Annotated in this window: 20 protein-coding genes and 1 tRNA gene; 10 read left to right on the top strand and 11 right to left on the bottom strand. The window is 61.9% G+C overall.

Annotated features, from left to right (window positions below; genetic code table 11):
- Nucleotides 1–9 precede the first annotated feature (9 nt).
- The gene (locus tag AC0L3L_RS15535) at nt 10–822 is read left to right on the top strand and encodes a ComEC/Rec2 family competence protein (protein ID WP_473638225.1); all 813 of its coding nucleotides are present in this window, start codon (nt 10–12) and stop codon (nt 820–822) included.
- Nucleotides 823–1,248: 426 nt separating this feature from the next.
- Here the strand turns inward: AC0L3L_RS15535 and AC0L3L_RS15540 are convergent, their stop codons facing one another.
- Together AC0L3L_RS15540 and AC0L3L_RS15545 are read right to left on the bottom strand one after the other, a co-directional pair.
- Nucleotides 1,249–1,575 carry a hypothetical protein gene (locus AC0L3L_RS15540; RefSeq protein ID WP_473638226.1) on the bottom strand — a complete coding sequence of 109 codons (327 nt, stop codon included), beginning with the start codon at nt 1,573–1,575 and terminating at the stop codon, nt 1,249–1,251.
- Between the two features lie 89 nt (nt 1,576–1,664).
- Nucleotides 1,665–1,928 (bottom strand): hypothetical protein, encoded by a 264-nt coding sequence (locus tag AC0L3L_RS15545; RefSeq protein WP_473638227.1) that lies wholly within the window; start codon nt 1,926–1,928, stop codon nt 1,665–1,667.
- 199 nt (nt 1,929–2,127) lie between these two features.
- On the opposite strand from AC0L3L_RS15545, the gene AC0L3L_RS15550 reads away from it, so the two are divergent.
- The 3 genes from AC0L3L_RS15550 (at nt 2,128) to AC0L3L_RS15560 (ending at nt 3,885) form a co-directional block, all read left to right on the top strand.
- The gene (locus tag AC0L3L_RS15550; RefSeq protein WP_473638228.1) at nt 2,128–2,379 is read left to right on the top strand and encodes a helix-turn-helix transcriptional regulator; all 252 of its coding nucleotides are present in this window, start codon (nt 2,128–2,130) and stop codon (nt 2,377–2,379) included.
- Nucleotides 2,380–2,443: 64 nt separating this feature from the next.
- Nucleotides 2,444–2,695 (top strand): helix-turn-helix domain-containing protein, encoded by a 252-nt coding sequence (locus AC0L3L_RS15555; RefSeq protein WP_473638229.1) that lies wholly within the window; start codon nt 2,444–2,446, stop codon nt 2,693–2,695.
- On the top strand, nt 2,695–3,885 hold the full coding sequence (locus AC0L3L_RS15560; protein WP_473638230.1) for a site-specific integrase: 1,191 nt from the start codon (nt 2,695–2,697) through the stop codon (nt 3,883–3,885). Before AC0L3L_RS15555 ends, AC0L3L_RS15560 begins: the two co-directional genes overlap by 1 nt.
- 107 nt (nt 3,886–3,992) lie before the next feature.
- On the opposite strand, the gene AC0L3L_RS15565 is transcribed toward AC0L3L_RS15560, so the two are convergent.
- Nucleotides 3,993–4,068 (bottom strand) — tRNA-Ile (locus AC0L3L_RS15565).
- A 232-nt stretch (nt 4,069–4,300) separates the two neighbouring features.
- Here AC0L3L_RS15565 and AC0L3L_RS15570 point away from each other — a divergent pair.
- Complete coding sequence (locus AC0L3L_RS15570) at nt 4,301–5,011, top strand: SIMPL domain-containing protein (RefSeq protein WP_123148533.1); 711 nt, start codon at nt 4,301–4,303, stop codon at nt 5,009–5,011.
- 154 nt (nt 5,012–5,165) lie between these two features.
- On the opposite strand, the gene AC0L3L_RS15575 is transcribed toward AC0L3L_RS15570, so the two are convergent.
- Together AC0L3L_RS15575 and AC0L3L_RS15580 are read right to left on the bottom strand one after the other, a co-directional pair.
- A complete protein-coding gene (locus AC0L3L_RS15575) occupies nt 5,166–5,528 on the bottom strand; it encodes a hypothetical protein (RefSeq protein ID WP_473489176.1) in 363 nt (120 codons plus the stop codon).
- 294 nt (nt 5,529–5,822) lie between these two features.
- Nucleotides 5,823–6,269 carry a YcgN family cysteine cluster protein gene (locus AC0L3L_RS15580; RefSeq protein ID WP_095491649.1) on the bottom strand — a complete coding sequence of 149 codons (447 nt, stop codon included), beginning with the start codon at nt 6,267–6,269 and terminating at the stop codon, nt 5,823–5,825.
- Between the two features lie 210 nt (nt 6,270–6,479).
- Between AC0L3L_RS15580 and AC0L3L_RS15585 the strand changes: the two genes are divergently transcribed.
- Nucleotides 6,480–8,474 (top strand): OmpA family protein, encoded by a 1,995-nt coding sequence (locus AC0L3L_RS15585; RefSeq protein ID WP_473638231.1) that lies wholly within the window; start codon nt 6,480–6,482, stop codon nt 8,472–8,474.
- 369 nt (nt 8,475–8,843) lie between these two features.
- Here AC0L3L_RS15585 and AC0L3L_RS15590 read toward each other — a convergent pair whose 3' ends face one another.
- Nucleotides 8,844–9,710, bottom strand: coding sequence for an SDR family oxidoreductase (locus AC0L3L_RS15590; RefSeq protein WP_473489178.1), 867 nt, complete (start codon nt 9,708–9,710; stop codon nt 8,844–8,846).
- 168 nt (nt 9,711–9,878) lie between these two features.
- Here AC0L3L_RS15590 and AC0L3L_RS15595 point away from each other — a divergent pair, with 168 nt between their 5' ends.
- Together AC0L3L_RS15595 and AC0L3L_RS15600 are read left to right on the top strand one after the other, a co-directional pair.
- Nucleotides 9,879–10,145, top strand: coding sequence for a type II toxin-antitoxin system VapB family antitoxin (locus tag AC0L3L_RS15595; RefSeq protein WP_473489179.1), 267 nt, complete (start codon nt 9,879–9,881; stop codon nt 10,143–10,145).
- Complete coding sequence (locus AC0L3L_RS15600; protein ID WP_473489180.1) at nt 10,142–10,531, top strand: type II toxin-antitoxin system VapC family toxin; 390 nt, start codon at nt 10,142–10,144, stop codon at nt 10,529–10,531. The genes AC0L3L_RS15595 and AC0L3L_RS15600 overlap by 4 nt, the downstream gene beginning before the upstream one ends.
- Before the next feature lie 7 nt (nt 10,532–10,538).
- Here the strand turns inward: AC0L3L_RS15600 and AC0L3L_RS15605 are convergent, their stop codons facing one another.
- Together AC0L3L_RS15605 and AC0L3L_RS15610 are read right to left on the bottom strand one after the other, a co-directional pair.
- Nucleotides 10,539–11,189 carry a helix-turn-helix transcriptional regulator gene (locus AC0L3L_RS15605; RefSeq protein ID WP_473489181.1) on the bottom strand — a complete coding sequence of 217 codons (651 nt, stop codon included), beginning with the start codon at nt 11,187–11,189 and terminating at the stop codon, nt 10,539–10,541.
- 8 nt (nt 11,190–11,197) lie between these two features.
- Entirely contained in the window at nt 11,198–12,070 is an 873-nt protein-coding gene (locus tag AC0L3L_RS15610) for a S1C family serine protease (protein ID WP_473489182.1), read from the bottom strand.
- 272 nt (nt 12,071–12,342) lie between these two features.
- Here AC0L3L_RS15610 and AC0L3L_RS15615 point away from each other — a divergent pair, with 272 nt between their 5' ends.
- Nucleotides 12,343–13,290 (top strand): S1C family serine protease, encoded by a 948-nt coding sequence (locus AC0L3L_RS15615; protein WP_473638232.1) that lies wholly within the window; start codon nt 12,343–12,345, stop codon nt 13,288–13,290.
- Between the two features lie 3 nt (nt 13,291–13,293).
- Here the strand turns inward: AC0L3L_RS15615 and AC0L3L_RS15620 are convergent, their stop codons facing one another.
- Entirely contained in the window at nt 13,294–14,109 is an 816-nt protein-coding gene (locus AC0L3L_RS15620; protein WP_473638233.1) for an arginase family protein, read from the bottom strand.
- Between the two features lie 206 nt (nt 14,110–14,315).
- Nucleotides 14,316–14,738 carry a VOC family protein gene (locus AC0L3L_RS15625; protein WP_473638234.1) on the bottom strand — a complete coding sequence of 141 codons (423 nt, stop codon included), beginning with the start codon at nt 14,736–14,738 and terminating at the stop codon, nt 14,316–14,318.
- Nucleotides 14,739–14,805: 67 nt separating this feature from the next.
- Between AC0L3L_RS15625 and AC0L3L_RS15630 the strand changes: the two genes are divergently transcribed.
- Nucleotides 14,806–15,423, top strand: coding sequence for a TetR/AcrR family transcriptional regulator (locus AC0L3L_RS15630; protein WP_473489186.1), 618 nt, complete (start codon nt 14,806–14,808; stop codon nt 15,421–15,423).
- On the opposite strand, the gene AC0L3L_RS15635 is transcribed toward AC0L3L_RS15630, so the two are convergent.
- Entirely contained in the window at nt 15,365–16,312 is a 948-nt protein-coding gene (locus tag AC0L3L_RS15635) for a LysR family transcriptional regulator (RefSeq protein WP_473489187.1), read from the bottom strand. The genes AC0L3L_RS15630 and AC0L3L_RS15635 overlap by 59 nt on opposite strands.
- Between the last annotated feature and the right edge of the window lie 72 nt (nt 16,313–16,384).

Consider the following 16,384-nt stretch of genomic DNA (forward strand, 5'->3'; position numbering starts at 1 on the left):
AAATGACCCGTGGATCTCAAGATCTTTAACGTCGAACACGGCCAGTGCTCGCTAATCCAAACAAGCACCGGCAGGCACATCATGATCGATGCCGGCCACAATTCATCCTCGAATTGGCGCCCGTCGCGGTACTTGCCTGCACGTGGCATTAACCGCGTCGACCAGCTGATTATTTCGAATTACGACGAGGATCACGTCAGCGATTTGCACAACCTGGTCCAAACGATTGACGTGGGCACGCTGACCAAAAATCCCTCCGTCAGGGCCGCGGACCTCAGGAATCTGAAAAAACTCGGAGGCATAGGCCGTGGGATCGACACGCTGGCTGACATGATGGCGTCTTATACAGGAACAGTAAGTGCCGTCGACTATGGCGACGTAGCGATGACACATTTCTGGAACAGCTACCCGTACGAGTTCGAGGATGAAAACAACCTGAGCCTGGTAACGATTTTCGAAAGTCAGGGATGGAAGATCTGTTTTCCAGGAGACATGGAAGTCGATGGCTGGGAGAAGTTGCTTCGGCGCGAGGACTTCCGCCAAGCCATGAGCGGCGTGAACATCCTCGTGGCCTCGCACCACGGCAGGCGTAACGGCTGTAGCGAGCGTCTGTTCGATGCGACCGGTATGTATCCTGTCTTTGTCATAATCTCCGACTCCGGTGTCGAGTATACGACACAGGAAACGGTAGCCTGGTATCGCGCACGGTGCCGAGGCTTCACACTCGGCGGGGAGACGCGACGCGTGTTGACCACCCGCCGCGACGGTCGCATCCGCATCCAAACGACCCATCAAGGGAACTGCCTGGTCGACACGTTCTGACCAGGTCGCTTCTGAGGCCCCAAGCCCTGAAGCCACCAGGCCTCTCTCGGCCGCATCTCGCACGAGGCCGAGAAATTACTTCGCGCGACTTTTGCGGCGACGACGTCATCGAGGTTGCCTGCGGCGCCTTAGACCGGTCTCGGGGCAACACTCCCTCCGCTGTCGATGGGCTAATTCTTGGTTCAACCGAGGGCCTGGAGCGATCAACCCAAAGGGTCGCTATGCGAGGATACTGCGGCTCGGCTCGCGGACGCGGGCGTTGCGGCCATCGGCCATCGGGCGCCTCTCAAGCGGGAGACGACCTCCCGCCTCGGCGACAGGAGCCGGAAACGATGCCTCAACGACGCCCAGCATTCGCCTTCAGCCTAGCGAGCACTCTCATGGTCGTTATCATCATTTTCGAGGCCGGGGATGGCACGATGGTCGTCATGTCCGCCCGAATACGACTGCGAGGACGCCAGAATCATTGATGAAATCGATCCGTTCGCCCTCGGAGGCGAGCGAGCGAGCCTTCGAAGGGTTGAAAATCTTCAACAACCCTTTCCTTCGACAGTCGACCTTGACTACATCGGCCCCACTCCGCTCTTCACGGACCGTGCTCTCGTCAAGAGAGCTTGGTGAGGCATGCTCAACCAAATCCGGCTCATGGTATCTGCCGTTTACGCGCACGGCGTTAAGGTCGCGGAACAAAATGCTTCTGATACGGTCCATGGACAGGGTATTTATCTCAAGAAGCCATTGCAGCAGTTTCACTGACGGGAGCATGCCAATGTGCCGATCGGGCTAACCAGCGATTTGACAGGCCCTGGATATACGCCCACGGCCAGCCCCACGCTCAAAGCCTATCTCGGACCGCTCGACCTGGTTGCATCAACAGGCTCTGGTTGTTGGCTCAATAGCTGCCATCCGCCAATTTCTTGCGCCGTGGACAGCTCCACGTCCGCCTTAAACATCATCATGGTCTCGTGGTCGATCATTTTGGCGGCGGCGATGCCGATTCGGGTTTGCACGGCATCGGAGCCTTTCCGCTTCCGGCCCAAACGCGACGCCAGTAGTGGCTCGCTCATCGCCAGCCCGGCGCAAAGCCGTCCGCCGACTTGTCCCACTTCTCGCTTTCCTGCCGTGATCCACACCTTGACACATTGCTGCCAGTTTATGCCGAACGAACGAGTCAGGCCGCTTCCGCTTGGCGAGGCTCTTCTTATTTTACGGCGAGACAATCTCCTCGCTGCGAAATGGCAACTAGGATGCAACTTTGTGCTTCGACAACAACACGCCAGGAGTCTCAGAAGCGAGGCAACGCCCATGAAGAGTGATGCAATCTCGTATCCCCCACGAGGGCTAACTCGTGAGGAAGCAGCTCGCTACATCGGTGTCGGATCAACACTTTTTGATGAAATGGTTGCCGATGGGCGCATGCCGAAGCCCAAGCGCATCAACAGCCGCGCTGTCTGGGATCGTGTGGCCCTTGACATAGCTTTCACCTCGTTGCCGGATAAAGATAGCGGTATTCAGGAACTGCTGGAAAGAAGCAGGCGGGACAGAGAAAGAAGATGACAAATACGCTCATTGCGTATACGCTGTAGGCGTAGTACGATCAGTGCCGGGCGAAAGGCATGACGTGAACGAGAATGAGAAACTTGCGCAAGAAGTGAAAGCTTGGCGGGCCAAGGGAGGATTCACTGCCGAAGCCGCGGCCAAGGTGCTTGGAATACCGAAGCGCACCTTTGAAGGCATAGAGCAAGGCAGAGGATTCCCTTACCCGGTGCTCCTGCGCGTTGCCATCAAAAACAACACCCTTTCACTACATGCGATGCTGGAAGACTCCCCGCGCGTGGCGCATCGGCGGCAAAAGCCTGAAAGGAGCTTTTGATGGGCAGGCCATTCAAGGATGCCAGTTACCCTGGGGTCTCGTCGCGCCTCAAGGACGGCAAGCTCGTCTATCGCTACCGCGCAAAGGGCATGCCTGAAATTCGCCTTCCCGGTAAGCCCGGCGATCCCGAGTTCGAGGCGGCTTACGAGAAGGCCACGCAGGGTCAAGGCAAGAAGGCAGTTATCATCGATTTGCCCGGTCGGGCACTGCCAAAAACCTTTGGCCATGCCGCGCGCCGGCTTGAAACGACAATGGAGTGGCTGGATTTTGATGAAGCCACGCAGCGGAAGAATGCGCGACTGATTGAGCGTTTTCTCAACCTGCGGGTCGATCCCAACTACCCACTCACCTGGCGCGATACTCCTGTTGAACATCTCGACGCGGATCGGCTTCGCGCCGTCATTGAAGGCATCTTCAGGACAAACCGCACAGTCGCCAAACACATGTTGGGCGCCATCAAGAAACTTCTATGGGTCGCGACCGATGTCGAAAAATGGATCAAGCCGCAGGATGATCCATCGCTATCTATCCGTGTGCGGGTGCCCAAATCGACGAAGAACCCAGCTTGGCCAATTGCGATGCGCGAAAGGTTCGAGGAGCGACACCCCATCGGCACAGCCGCACGCACCTGCTATGCACTCGGCTTCTGGCTTGGAAATCGGCGCGGGGATATCGCTGCTCTTGAGTGGGACGATCTTTTAACCGAAGAGATCGAACTGTTCGACGGCTCGCTGGTGCTAATCGAGGCCTTTGATTTCCGCCAGAAGAAGAACCGCAACCGCCATGGCGGGCGGGAGATGTTCATTCCAGTCGTAGACAAGCTAGCAGCGGCCTTGGAGCCGCTTGAACGCTCGAAAGGCGGCACTGTCTTAAAGAACGCCTATGGCAGGTCATTCTCGGAAAAGAGCCTGACGGGGATGATGCAGCACTGGACGCGGCAGGCGGGACTTCCTAGCGGCTACACGCTCCATGGCCTGCGCCGCACCTTCGGCACCTACCTCGCTGAATGCAACATCCAAGCGCGGGCTATCATGGAGGCGATGGGCCATTCCTCCATGACGGTAACAGATGAATATGTGCGTGAGGCCAACAAGAAGCGGATCGCGGTCGATATCGCTCGTGCCATCAACGAGCGCGAGGCCAAGCGTGATGCCATGAAGCGGCGGGCAAACCTCCGCATTGTCAAATAATCAAATCGAGTCGGAACAAACCGGGACCACCGTGTTTGCTTTGGGCCCATAATGGGCCCAAAACGTTTTGGGCCGATGGCAGTTTTTGCCAATGAAATCAATGGTTATGGTGGGCCCGGAGGGACTCGAACCCCCAACCAAGCGGTTATGAGCCGCCGGCTCTAACCATTGAGCTACAGGCCCCACACGCGGCTGGATTAATGTTTTTCCCCGAATCGCACAAGGCTTTCCGAACTGGCTGGCCGAGATCGTCCAAATCAGCCCATATTCAGACATTAGAGCGATGTGCGTCCACTTAGACGCGCGAAGCTCTAACGCTTTGAATCTACGCATCGTGCTTCCCGAAATCGATTCCGATTCTTGGGCCGATGCGGTAGTCGACAGCGCCACTGGATCGCAGACCGAGGAGATTTTTATGACCAGACATCTTTTGCCCTTGGCGCTCGCCGCCGCAATCGCGTTTCCGACGATGGCCGGCGCGACCGATTCGCCGCCCCCGCCCCGTATCGTCGTCACCGGCGAAGGCGAAGCGACCGCGGCCCCCGATCTGGCGCTGCTGACGCTCAGCGTCATGCGCGAGGCCAAGACCGCGCGTGCCGCGCTCGATGCCAACAACGACGCCATGGCCTCCGTGATCGCCGCTATGAAGTCGGCTGGCATCAAGGAGCGCGACCTGCAGACAGCCGGCATCCAGATCAGCCCGCGCTACAACTACACCAACAAGCCGGACGGCAGCCAGGAAGCCGAACTCATCGCCTACCAGGTGACCAACACGCTTTCGGTGCGCATCCGCGACATCGACAAAACCGGCGAGATTCTCGACAAGGCGGTATCGCTCGGCGTCAACCAGGGCGGCGGCATCTCGTTTTCCAACGAGGATCCGGCTGCAACTCTCACCGAAGCCCGCAAGAAGGCGGTCGCCGACGCCATGGCCAAGGCAAAGACGCTGGCTGAAGCCGCCGGCGTCAGCATCGGGCGGGTGCTGGAAATCACCGACCAGAATGTCGCGCCGCCGCCGATACCGATGAACGCCAAGGCCTTCGACGCGGCCCGCGAATCGGTCCCGCTGCAGGCCGGCGAGAATTCCTACACGGTGCAGGTCACTGTCACTTTCGAGTTGAAGTGACCGCCGCCTGCGGTTCAGCCTTTGCTGCATCAAAAAAACCCCGGAGGACTGGTCCTCCGGGGTTTTTTCCGAACCACACCCTTCCTCCCGGAAAGGCTCTACTACTCCAGGCCGCTGCCGGTCGGCAACGTGCCGTTTGCCGGCAGATGAATGATTACCGGTAGATGACCGGGCAGCCGCGCTCGTTGGCGAACACGATCATCACGCGGTCGCCGTACTGGCGGCCCGCGACTTTCACCGTCCGGCGGCTGACGTCGACAATACGGGCGCGGCGCAGACCCAAGCGCTCTGCCTTATTGAGGGCACGGTATGGCGAGCAGGACCGGCGCCAGTCGCGTTCGCGGCGGCGTTCGCGGTAGAAATCATCGTCGTCGCCCGTATAGACGCCGACGCGCGGATCGTCGTTATTGCCGAAGCCGAGATAGATGCTGTCTGCCTGGGCAGTGGCGGGGATAGCGGCAAGCGTGCCGAGGCCGATAAGCGCCGAAAGGGCCGCCGTCTTGATCGTGTTGAACATTGTCTTCTCTCCTTGTTCAGGGCATCCGCCTGTCTTGATCAAACTGGTGTGTCTTGATCGAACCGATGTGTCTTGGTCGAACCGATGGGGAGGAGAATGCGCCTGCGTATCTGAACTTTTTACGAACCAGCCGTTCATATTGGGTTCATGTGGCAACAAGAGGTAATTTCGCAGTTTTCTCCGCTTTCCGGTTCTGAACAACTTTCCGGTTCTGAACAACTGGCCGGTTCTGAACAATCTGGATAGAAAACGCCCTGTCGCGCAGCCGGTTCCGGGTCCTGGCTCAAGGCTCCCCTAAGGCTCGTCGTCCAGCATGTGCTCGAAATAGTCGTCCGGCTCGGCAAGATCGGTCTCGCTGGCGCTGACCCGGCCGCGCATCGAGATGCCGGCCTCATGCACCGTCTCGGCACTCCCCGACACCAGCCTGTGCCACCAGTAGAGATCGTGGCCCTCGGCGACCAGTCGATAGGCGCAGGTCTTGGGCAGCCAGCTGATGGTGCGCACATTCTGCGGCGTCAGCCCGACGCAGTCCGGAACGCGCGCCAGCCGGTTGGCATAGTCCGAACAGCGGCACGTTTCGGCGTCGAACAGCCGGCAGCCGACGCTCGTCCAGTAGATCTCGCCGGTGTCTTCGTCCTCGAGTTTCGACAGGCAGCATTTGCCGCAGCCGTCGCAAAGCGATTCCCACTCGGCCGGGGTCATCGCTTCGAGCGTCTTGGTTTTCCAGAACGGCGTTTCCATTGACGGCATGTGGCCCCCGCCGGCGTCAAGGTCAAGCACCGCGGCGACGCAAACCCCGCCGGCACCATAGGCCGGCACCATAGGAATGACACGAAGTCGCCTTCAAAACGCCGGCCAATCGCCCTTCGTGGCCGTTAATGCCTGCTAACCGGAACCAATCCGGTTGATGAACAGTTTGGGCCGGGATGGGACGCCAAAGGAGGATTTCTAATGAAACGCCAACCACGGATTCTGGCAGGCACGGCACTTGGCCTGTTGATGGCGTCCGCGCCGTTGGGCGCATTCCCGCTGCAGGGCGGCGCCGCGTTCGGCCCACTGCAGCGTACCGCAACGCCCTTGATCCTGGCGCAATCGAATTGCCCCGAAGGCGAGTCGGCGGAAGGCTGCGCAGAGCAGGCAGAACCTGAGCAGAAGCCCCGCAAGAAGCGCGAGCGGCAGACTGAATCGGCTCCTGCGGAACAGGCCGCGCCTTCCGGCGACGAGCAGCAGGGCAATCAACGAAGGAAGAAGCGCGAGCAGCAACAGCAGACAGAATCAGCCCCTGCCGAGCAGGCGGCCCCGGCCGAAGAGCAAAAACCGCGCAGAAAGAAGCGCGACCAACAGCAGATCGAAGCAGCCCCTGCCGAACAGGCCGCCCCGGCTGAAGAGCAAAAACCGCGCAGGAAGAAGCGCGACCAGCAACAGCAGATCGAAACGGCACCTTCCGAAGAGCCTGCCGGACAGGCGGCGCAAGGCGAGAAGGCCGCACCTGCAAATGACAACGAGCAGGTCAAGCCGCGCAAGAAGCGGAACCAGGATCAGCAGATCGAGGCTGCGCCAGCCGAACAGCCAGCCAGGAAGGAAACGCCCGCCGGCGAGCAGGGCGAGCCGCTTCCGACCGACCAGCAAGCGGCTCCGGCTGAGGGCGAAAAGCCCCGGGAGCAGGCTAAGGAACGTCGCAAGAAGCCTATCGGCGAACAGCCGGTGACGGAAGAGCAGCCCGCAACCAGCGAACAGCCCGCCGAGGACCAACAGGCCGCGCCCGCCGAAGGGGAAGGTCCGGCCCAGGGCGAGGCTCCCGTGTTCGACAGCCAGAAGGATGCCAGGCGCAAGCGCAAGGGCGGCAGGGACAACGCGCAAGAGACGGTCGGCCAGGACGCGGGTGGTCAGCCCACCCAGCAGAACGGCGAGCAGGCGGAGGCCCCGAAGCCGGCTCCGGTCGACCAGGGACCGCCGCCCACCGACGACAGGACGGCCCAGCAGGCGATCAAGCTTGAGAGGATGGTTCCGGTGACGGAGGAAAAGGGCAAACGCGTCGAGCGTGTGCCCGACGTCGAGGACATTCGCCGCCGTCCCCGTCCGCAAGGGGTCGACGTCGTCAGGGAACTCGGCGACCGCGTTATCCTCCAGTTCAACAACCAGACGATCGTGGAAAGCGACGATACCCCGCGCATGCGCCGTGGCGCGAGGAACGTCTACTATGAGGAGCTGTCGGGCGATCGCACCCGGGAAATCGTCGAGCGTGACAACGGAATCCAGATCGTCACCATCCGCAACCGCTACGGCGACGTCATCCAGCGTTCACGCATCGCGCCCGACGGACGCGAATATGTGCTGAGCTATGTCGACGAGCGGTATTATGAGGACTATGGCGACTGGCGTGATCCGGGTGACGACCTGCCGCCGATTCGGATCGACATTTCGCGCGAGGAGTACATTTTGGATTCCGAAGAGGTCGAGGATCCGGACGACTACTATACCTTCCTCGAACAGCCGCCGGTGGAAAGGGTTCAGCGCCTTTACTCGATCGACGAGGTCAAGCGCTCTGCCCGCGTCCGCGACATCGCCCGCCGCATCGACCTCGACACGCTGAACTTCGAATTCGGTTCAGCCTCGATCCCCGACACCGAGGTGCAGAAACTGGAAGGCGTCGCCAGCGCCATGGAGAAGCTGCTGGAGAAGAACCCGGCGGAAACCTTCCTGATCGAAGGCCATACCGATGCCGTCGGTAGGCCGGAGGCGAACCTCGCTCTGTCCGACCGTCGCGCGGAGGCGGTCGCCGAAGCCCTGACCAATGCCTTCAGCATCCCGCCGGAGAACCTGACGACACAGGGCTATGGCGAGGAGTACCTCAAGGTCGACACGTCGGAGCCTGAGCGCGAGAACCGTCGCGTCGCCATCCGCCGCATCACCTCGCTGGTGGCGCCGGTCGCCAGTGCGAATTAGGCCATGGTCCCGAACCGAAGGTCAGCGACGCAAGGCGGAAACCGGTTTTCGTAAAGACCATGGCCAGCTTAAAAGCAACGATTCCAGAAACCTGAACTGGTTTCTGGAATCTATACGGAAGACGTAGCCCACCCCGGTTTCACCGGGATGGGCAATTTCCGGCAATGAGCCGAGGTTGAAGGAGAATGTAAGTCGCGATTTAACCAGGCATTGAATCGCGAGGTCGTCCACCCCAGATTCTGGCTAGGGCTTCCCTGCCCTGTCCCGACTCCAGCGGGACACATGAGCCCCGCCGGTACCCCCTCGCCGGCGGGGTTTTTGTTTCCGGCTTCGGTGTTGAACTGAAGCCCGAACGGCGTCCGGTGCCCGTCAGTAGATACTTTTGATGTTGGTTTCCGAATTCGCAAACACCTCGTCGGGAACGAAGAAGTCACCGGCGAGCGGACCTGTCGCATCAGGCGCATAGATCGAAAAATCGCTGACGCCCTCGGCGCGCAGCACCTCCTCGTCGATGTAGAAATTGCCGGTCGCTTCGCGCGACGGCCTGAGCAGGATCGCATGCGCGGCATCGGCCATGATATCGGGCGAACGGCTCATCGCCGCCACTGTCGCCCCACCCAGAAGATTGCGCACCGCTGCCGTATCGATTGTCGAGATCGGCCACAGCGAATTGACGGCGATGCCGTCCCTGGCGAACTCCGCGCTCATGCCCAGCGTGCACATCGACATGCCGAATTTGGCCATCGTATAGGCGACATGGTTCTTGAACCATTTGGCCTTCATGTCGAGCGGCGGCGCCAGATTCAAGATGTGAGGATTGTCAGCCAACTTCAGGTGCGGAATGCACATTTTGGAAACCAGGAACGTGCCGCGGGTGTTGATCTGGTGCATCAGATCGTAGCGCTTCATATCGGTTTCCAGCGTGCCGGTGAGTTGGATGGCGCTGGCATTGTTGATGCAGATGTCGATGCCGCCGAATTTTTCGACGGTCCTGGCGACCGCCTCGGCCACCTGCCCCTCCTCGCGTATGTCGCACAACATCGGCAACGCCTTGCCGCCGGCCTGCTCGATCTCTTGCGCCGCAGTGTAGATCGTGCCCGGCAGCTTTGGATGCGGCTCGGCGGTCTTGGCCGCGATCGTCACATTGGCGCCGTCGCGCGCGGCGCGCAGCGCGATCGCCAGCCCGATGCCGCGCGACCCGCCGGAGATGAACAGCGTCTTTCCCTTGAGCGACATGTCTTGCGCCTCCCTTGCAAATCTGTTGGTCGCGATCCTTGCCCGCGCCGTCGCAGGATACAAGAGCGGGGAGCATCGAGAGATGGTGACGCTGCGGAGGCGCCACGAAAGCCATGGACTCAACGGAGGAGTAATATATATATTCTGTAAAAAGAGGTTGAATATAGAATGGCCCTGTCGATCAAGAACACGGAAGTCGAGCAATTGGCGCGGGAACTTGCCCGCCGCCGTCGCGTGTCGGTGACGGAAGCGATCCGTCAAAGCCTCGAGCGCGAGGTTGCGCGCGAGCGGCTTGTGCCGCGCGATGAGGCCGACGACCTTTTTCAGCGCCTGATGGCGATCGCCGAAAGAGCCGCGCAGGTACCGAAACGCCAAGATGCGATGACCGACGACGAAATCCTCGGCTACGACGAACTCGGAATCCCGACGCGATGATCATCGACTCCTCTGTCCTTGTCGCTATTTTGCGTACGGAACCAGGCTATGATCGTTTCGTGCTGGCGATTGCTCAGGCTGAGAGACGGCTGCTCGCGGCACCGACCCTGCTTGAGACGACGATGGTGCTAGTCGGCCGCTGGCAGGACGAGATCGTCGACCGCTTCGAAGCCTTTTTGCGCACCGCTTCGATCGAGACGATTCCTTTTACGGCCGACCACGCCGCTGTGGCCCGTCAGGCCTTCCTGCGCTATGGCAAGGGCCGACATCCGGCCGCTCTCAACTTCGGCGACTGCATCTCCTATGCCACGGCCCGTCTCGAAGCCATGCCACTGCTGTTCAAGGGCGACGATTTCCGGCTGACGGATATCGAACCGGCTGTGTAGTCCACCGTCAGACCAGCACCAGGCCTTGCCGCATGGCGATGGCGATCGCATCGGTGCGGTTGGCCGCACCTAGCTTGATCAGGATCGCCGCGACGTGGAACTTCGCCGTATGCACGGAAATGTTCAAGCGCCGCGCGATCACCTTGTTGGGCGCGCCCTCGGCCAAAAGCGCCAGCACTTCGCTCTCGCGCGGCGACAGCGCCGGCCGGCCGGCCCTGTCGTCGACCGGCTCCTCGTCGGAGAGATCGTCGTCATGGAAAGCGAAATCGTCATGCCGATCGGACAAGGGGCGGCCCTCGCCCGAGATCCGGTAGCCAGCCGCCGCCAGCCGCGCGGCGGCAGCGATCAGCAGATCGTCAGCTGCCGCCGGTAACACGGCAAACACGGTGTCGGCCGGCCGCTGCCGGCTCACTCGTTGGGACAAGAGCACCTGTGGTATCGCTGGATCAGTCACCCGGCCTTCCAGCCCCCTGCCTTCCAGGCTATTGTCATCGATGATCGCGACATCCGCTCTGTCGCCGCTATCGCTGCTGCCAGCCACAATCGGCAGCAGATCGTCAGTCGCGGCAAGGGCCGTGGACAGGTGTTCGGCACGCACGGCGTCATCGAGCGCGATCAGTACCGTCAGTCGCCGCCTCGTGATCCCGTGACTTGCCATCGATCTTCTCAGTTCAGCGGCTTTTCGCCGATGGTCAGCACGACATCGCGCTGCTCGCCGCCGCGTATCACGCCGAGCGTCACCGACGCGCCGGCGCTGTCCGGCCCGAGCCTGCGGATCAGCTCGCGCGGACCATGCGCGGCTTCGCCGTTCCACGACACGATGATGTCGCCAAGATGCAGGCCGGCCGCTTTCGCCGGGCCATTATCGTCGAGGCTCATCACCATCGCGCCATGCGTGTCGCCATTGCGGATCGGGTGCAGGCCGGCGCCGAGATAGCCGCGCGCGACATGGCCCTTCTCTCGTAGCGTCGTTACCGCCCGCTCGATAGTCTCGTAAGGCATGACCAGCGCCCGCCGGCGCGGGCCGAACAGCAGCATACCGATCAGTGCGCCCTTGGCGTCGAGCACAGGGCCGCCCTCGAAACGGCCGCCGGCATTGACGGCCAGATTGATGCGCCGGTCGATCGTGCCGCCGCGCATCGAGCGCCAGGCCGGACCGACCTCACCGACCGTGCCGAATACGACGAGTCCCGCACCGTCGCCATTGCCGACGGCGATGGCGAGATTGCCCGGCCGCACCGTGCCTGCCTTGGCCAGCGGCGGCACGTCCGGCGCGCCAGTCGGCTTCAGAAGGGCCGTCCCAGTGGATGGATCGCGGCCGACCAGCTCAGCCTTCACCTTGTCGCCCGAAGAAAGCGTCAGCTCAATCTCCTCGCCGGCCTCCACCGCCTCCTCGGCAGCGACAAAATAGCCGTCGCGCCAGTGGAAGGCGGTCGCGGTGCGATGCTGATGCGTGGCGAAGCTCGCCGTCGCCGGCGCCGCTGCGGCCGCGATATCGGCGATGGCGTCGGAAAATGCTCTCAGATTGAAGTCGCTCATCTTGGGTCTCCTGGGTTTTTATCGCATCGGCCCGAAAGTCGGAAATCGATTTCCGGAAAGCACGATGCGAGAACTCAAAGTCTTAGAGCGCACTTGAGCGTCCAATGGACGGCCATCGCTCTAACCCAGATATCGCTCGGCAGCGCGTTGGCGGATACTCGCCTGACGGCTAGTTGGGCGTTGGACTGGCCATCTGGTCAGGTCGCGGCCGATCCGGCCGCTCCGCACATATAGGCATCCTTTTTCTTGCTCTAAAGACACGGAGCCCTGCCATGTCCCTCCCCGCCCAGCAATTGCAGTTCGACGATGCGCTGCTCGATGATTATTCGGCAACGGTCGCTGATGCCGTGGACCGCATCGGTCCCGCCGTCTGCCGCATTGAGCGCATCGGTGGCGCCGGCGGCCAAGGCTCAGGCTTCGTCATCACGCCGGACGGGCTGGTCGTCACCAATTTCCACGTCGTCGGCGATGCCCGCAGCGTCCGCGTCACCATGCCGGACGGCGTCTCCAGAGAAGGCCGTGTTCTCGGCCGCGACCCCGACACCGACATCGCGCTGGTGCGTGCCGACGGCAGCTTTGCCGATATCGCTCCGCTCGGCGATTCCAAGCGCCTGCGGCGCGGCCAGATCGCCATTGCCATCGGCAACCCGCTCGGCTTCGAATGGACCGTCACATCAGGTGTCGTCTCGGCGCTCGGCCGCTCGATGCGTGCCTCCACCGGCCGGCTGATCGACGATGTCATCCAGACCGACGCAGCGCTCAACCCCGGCAATTCCGGCGGACCGCTGGTGTCGTCGGCGGCCGAGGTCATCGGCGTCAACACCGCCATGATCCACGGCGCGCAAGGCATCGCCTTCGCGGTTGCCTCCAACACCGCCAATTTCGTCATTTCGGAGATCATCCGCTTCGGCCGCGTCCGCCGCGCCTTCATCGGCGTCTCGGCCGACACGACAAACCTGCCGCGCCGCGCCGCCCTTCTGTCGCAAGTGTCGAGCAGCACGGCAGTGCGCCTGCGCAGCGTCGAGGTGAACAGCCCGGCGGCCAAGGCCGGGCTCAGGGAAGGCGACATCATCGCCGCCATCGACGGACGCCCGGTCACCGGCGTCGACGATCTGGTGCGCCTGCTCGACGCCGAGCGCATCGGCCGCGAGACGCGGTGCACGGTGGTGCGCCGCTCCGGCATTACTCAGGTCACGGTGATGCCGGTGGCGCGGACCTGACAACTATCGCGGCGCACAGATCTGGCCAAGCAGCGAAACCAACAGCACTGCCAACTCGCCGGTCGGATCGAGGTCCGGATCGAAAATGGTCATGTCCATTCCGGTACAGCGCGAATCCGCCACCAGCGCCGCGAGGATGGCGATGAGATCGTCGGGATCGATGCCGGGACTGCCTGGTGAATCGACCGCCGGCATCACCGTCTGGTCGAGCGCATCGACATCGAAATGCACCCAATAGGGCGAGCCGGTTCGCGCCAGCGTGTTCCAGGTCTTTTCCAGAACCTTTGCCGCGCCAAGCTCTCGCACGGCAAAGACATCGATCAGCGTCATCGCAGTCGAATTGATGTCCGGCCAGGCAAAGTCGGGGTCGCGGTTCTCGCGTTCGCCGATCTGAATCACCTGTTCGTCCGCAACAAGGGGGCTTGCGATATCGGGCCAATCGGTCAGCAACGGCTCGCCACGTCCGGTGGCGAGCGCAAGGTCCATGCCGGCGGCCGAGCCGAGCGAAGCGTTGATGTCGTAATTGCCCGGATGGCGGAAATCGCTGTGGCCGTCGACATGGACCAGCGCCAGCGGACCAGATCGCCGTGCAGCAGCCAGTGCGCCAAGCAGGACCGCGCAGTCGCCGCCGACGACCAGCGGGAATTCGCCTCGTCCCAGCGCGCCGGCAACAACTTCTGCAAGTTCGAGATTGAAGCTGCGTATCTCGTTGCCGTTGCGCAGCCGGGTGCCAGGCTGCGGCTCCGTGCTATAGGCGGGCCGATCAAGATCGACCACATTGAGGGGCGAAAGCGTCTCGATCAAGCCGGCTTCGGTCAATGCCTGCGGCGCACGCCAAGTCCCCGGTATATGACCTGGCCTCAGCGGGCGGAGGCCAAGGTTTGAGGGTGCGCGGACAAGGCAGATTTCACGCATGGAATGGGCCCAGGCTGATGAGCCTCAGCATAGACCGCAAAGACATGATCGGCCACGCGGCCGAAGCCCTCACGTCACATTTACAGACAGTTCCTGCCAGCCCATCTCGCTCAGCCCGCCGCCGCTTCGGCATACTGCTCCAGAAACTCGGCGCTTGGCGGGATCGGCTTGATCACGTCGATCAGCACGCCATTGGGATCCTTGGTGATGAAATGGCGCTGTCCGAAGGCTTCGTCGCGCAGCGTTCGCAGGATCGGCAGGCCGGCGGCGGTGATCCGCTCGTAGACCGCATCCGGGTTCTTGACCTCGAAATTGATCAGCAGGCCGGATGTATGGCCGCGCCCCTCTTCAGGGATCGTTTCATGATCGCCCTGCACGATGCCGAGATTGACACGGCGATCCGCGACTGAGCGCAGATGCACGTACCAGTCGCTTTCGAACAATGGGTGGAAACCGAAATGCGCGACATAGAAGGCTGTTGTGCCGGCAACGTCGCCTGTCATCAGCACTGGATAATAGCTCGTCGTCCTCATCTTTCCTTCTCCTATCGAATAACATACAGTCTGCATGTAGATTTACATTAACATACAGGCTGCATGTATGCAACAGGAATCCACGCGCCGCTCCAACCGCGATCGCACCGAAGCGACGCGCGCCGACCTGATCGCCGCGGCACGAAAACTGTTCACCGAAAAGTCCTATGCGGAGACCGGCACGCCCGAGATCGTGGCTGCGGCCGGCGTCACGCGTGGCGCGCTCTATCACCATTTTGCCGACAAGCAGGCGCTGTTTGCCGCCGTGGTCGAGCAGGAGGCGGCGGCGGTGGCTGAAGAGATCGAACGCGCCTCGCCTCCCTCGCTGTTTGCCCGCGACGCGCTGATCGCCGGTTCGGATGCCTACCTCGCGGCCATGCGCGCGCCCGGCCGCACCCGACTGCTGCTGCTCGACGGGCCGGCCGTGCTCGGTCGCGCCGCCATGGACGAGATCGACAACCGCTATGGCAACCGCTCGCTGCGCGAGGGCCTCGTCGCGGCGATGCGCTCGCAGGCCATGATGAGATTGCCGGTGGAAGCGCTGACCGCGCTGCTCGCCGCCGCCTTCGACCGTGCTGCTCTTGCCGTCGAGGCTGGCGCTTCAGCCGAGGACTATCGCGCCGTTCTCATGGCGCTGATTGATGGGCTGTCTCCTCAGGCACCTGGTTCGGCTCGAACTCGTTGAAACAGCCAAGCTGGCGCTTGAACTGATCAATCAGCCAAGCCGCAGCCGGCTTCGGGCTGCGGTCGGCGCGGTGCATGGCATAAAGTGGCGAGCGGACTTCGCGATACGGCTCCAGATCGAGTTCCACCAGCCGGCCGTTGGCCAGATCGTCAGCAATCAACCATCGCGGCAGTCCGCCCCAGCCCAACCCTTCGCGCATCAGCGCATGCTTGGTTCGCATATCCGTAAGTCGCCAAGTGCGGTAGGCAAAGACGCCGTAATCGCGCCCTTTGGTGCGCTCGGACTGGTCGCTGACGACAAGTTGGATGTGTTCGCGCACCTCCTCGAGCGGCACCGGCTTGGGAAGCAGCGCCAGCGGATGGCTTGGCGCGGCCGCCGGCACCATCGACATGAAGCCAATGCGCACAAGATGCGCGTCGACCTCGCCCAGCAGGCCGCCAATACCGAGATCGGCCTGTCCATTGACGACATGATCGGGGATCAGGCCGAGCGTGCCGATATGCAGGCGCAGCATCACGGTTGGAAATTGCGCCTCGAACGCCTTCAACACGCGCACCAGCACGGTGGAAGGCAGCGCCACATCGACCGACAGCGCGACTTCAGCCTCAAGCCCTTGCCGATGGCCATCGACGCGCGAGCGAATGCGCTGCAGCACGCCGACCATTCGCCGCGCATCTTCCAGCGTCGCCCGTCCGACATCGGTCAGCTGCGGCTCGCGCGTCCCCTCGCGCTCGAACAGTTTCAGCCCAAGCTGTGCCTCGAGATTGGCGATAGCGTAGCTGATGACCGACTGCGCTCGGTTGAGCTTGCGGCCGGCGGCCGAGAAGCTGCCGGTGTCGGCGACGGTGACAAGGATATGGAGTTGATCGAGCGTCGGGTTTGGCTGCATCGTTATATCCAATGTTTAGATGGAACATACATAAAATATACCGGTTTTTCAAATGGGTCAGCGAGTCCATAT

It is taken from the genome of Mesorhizobium sp. WSM4849 (assembly GCF_055811385.1).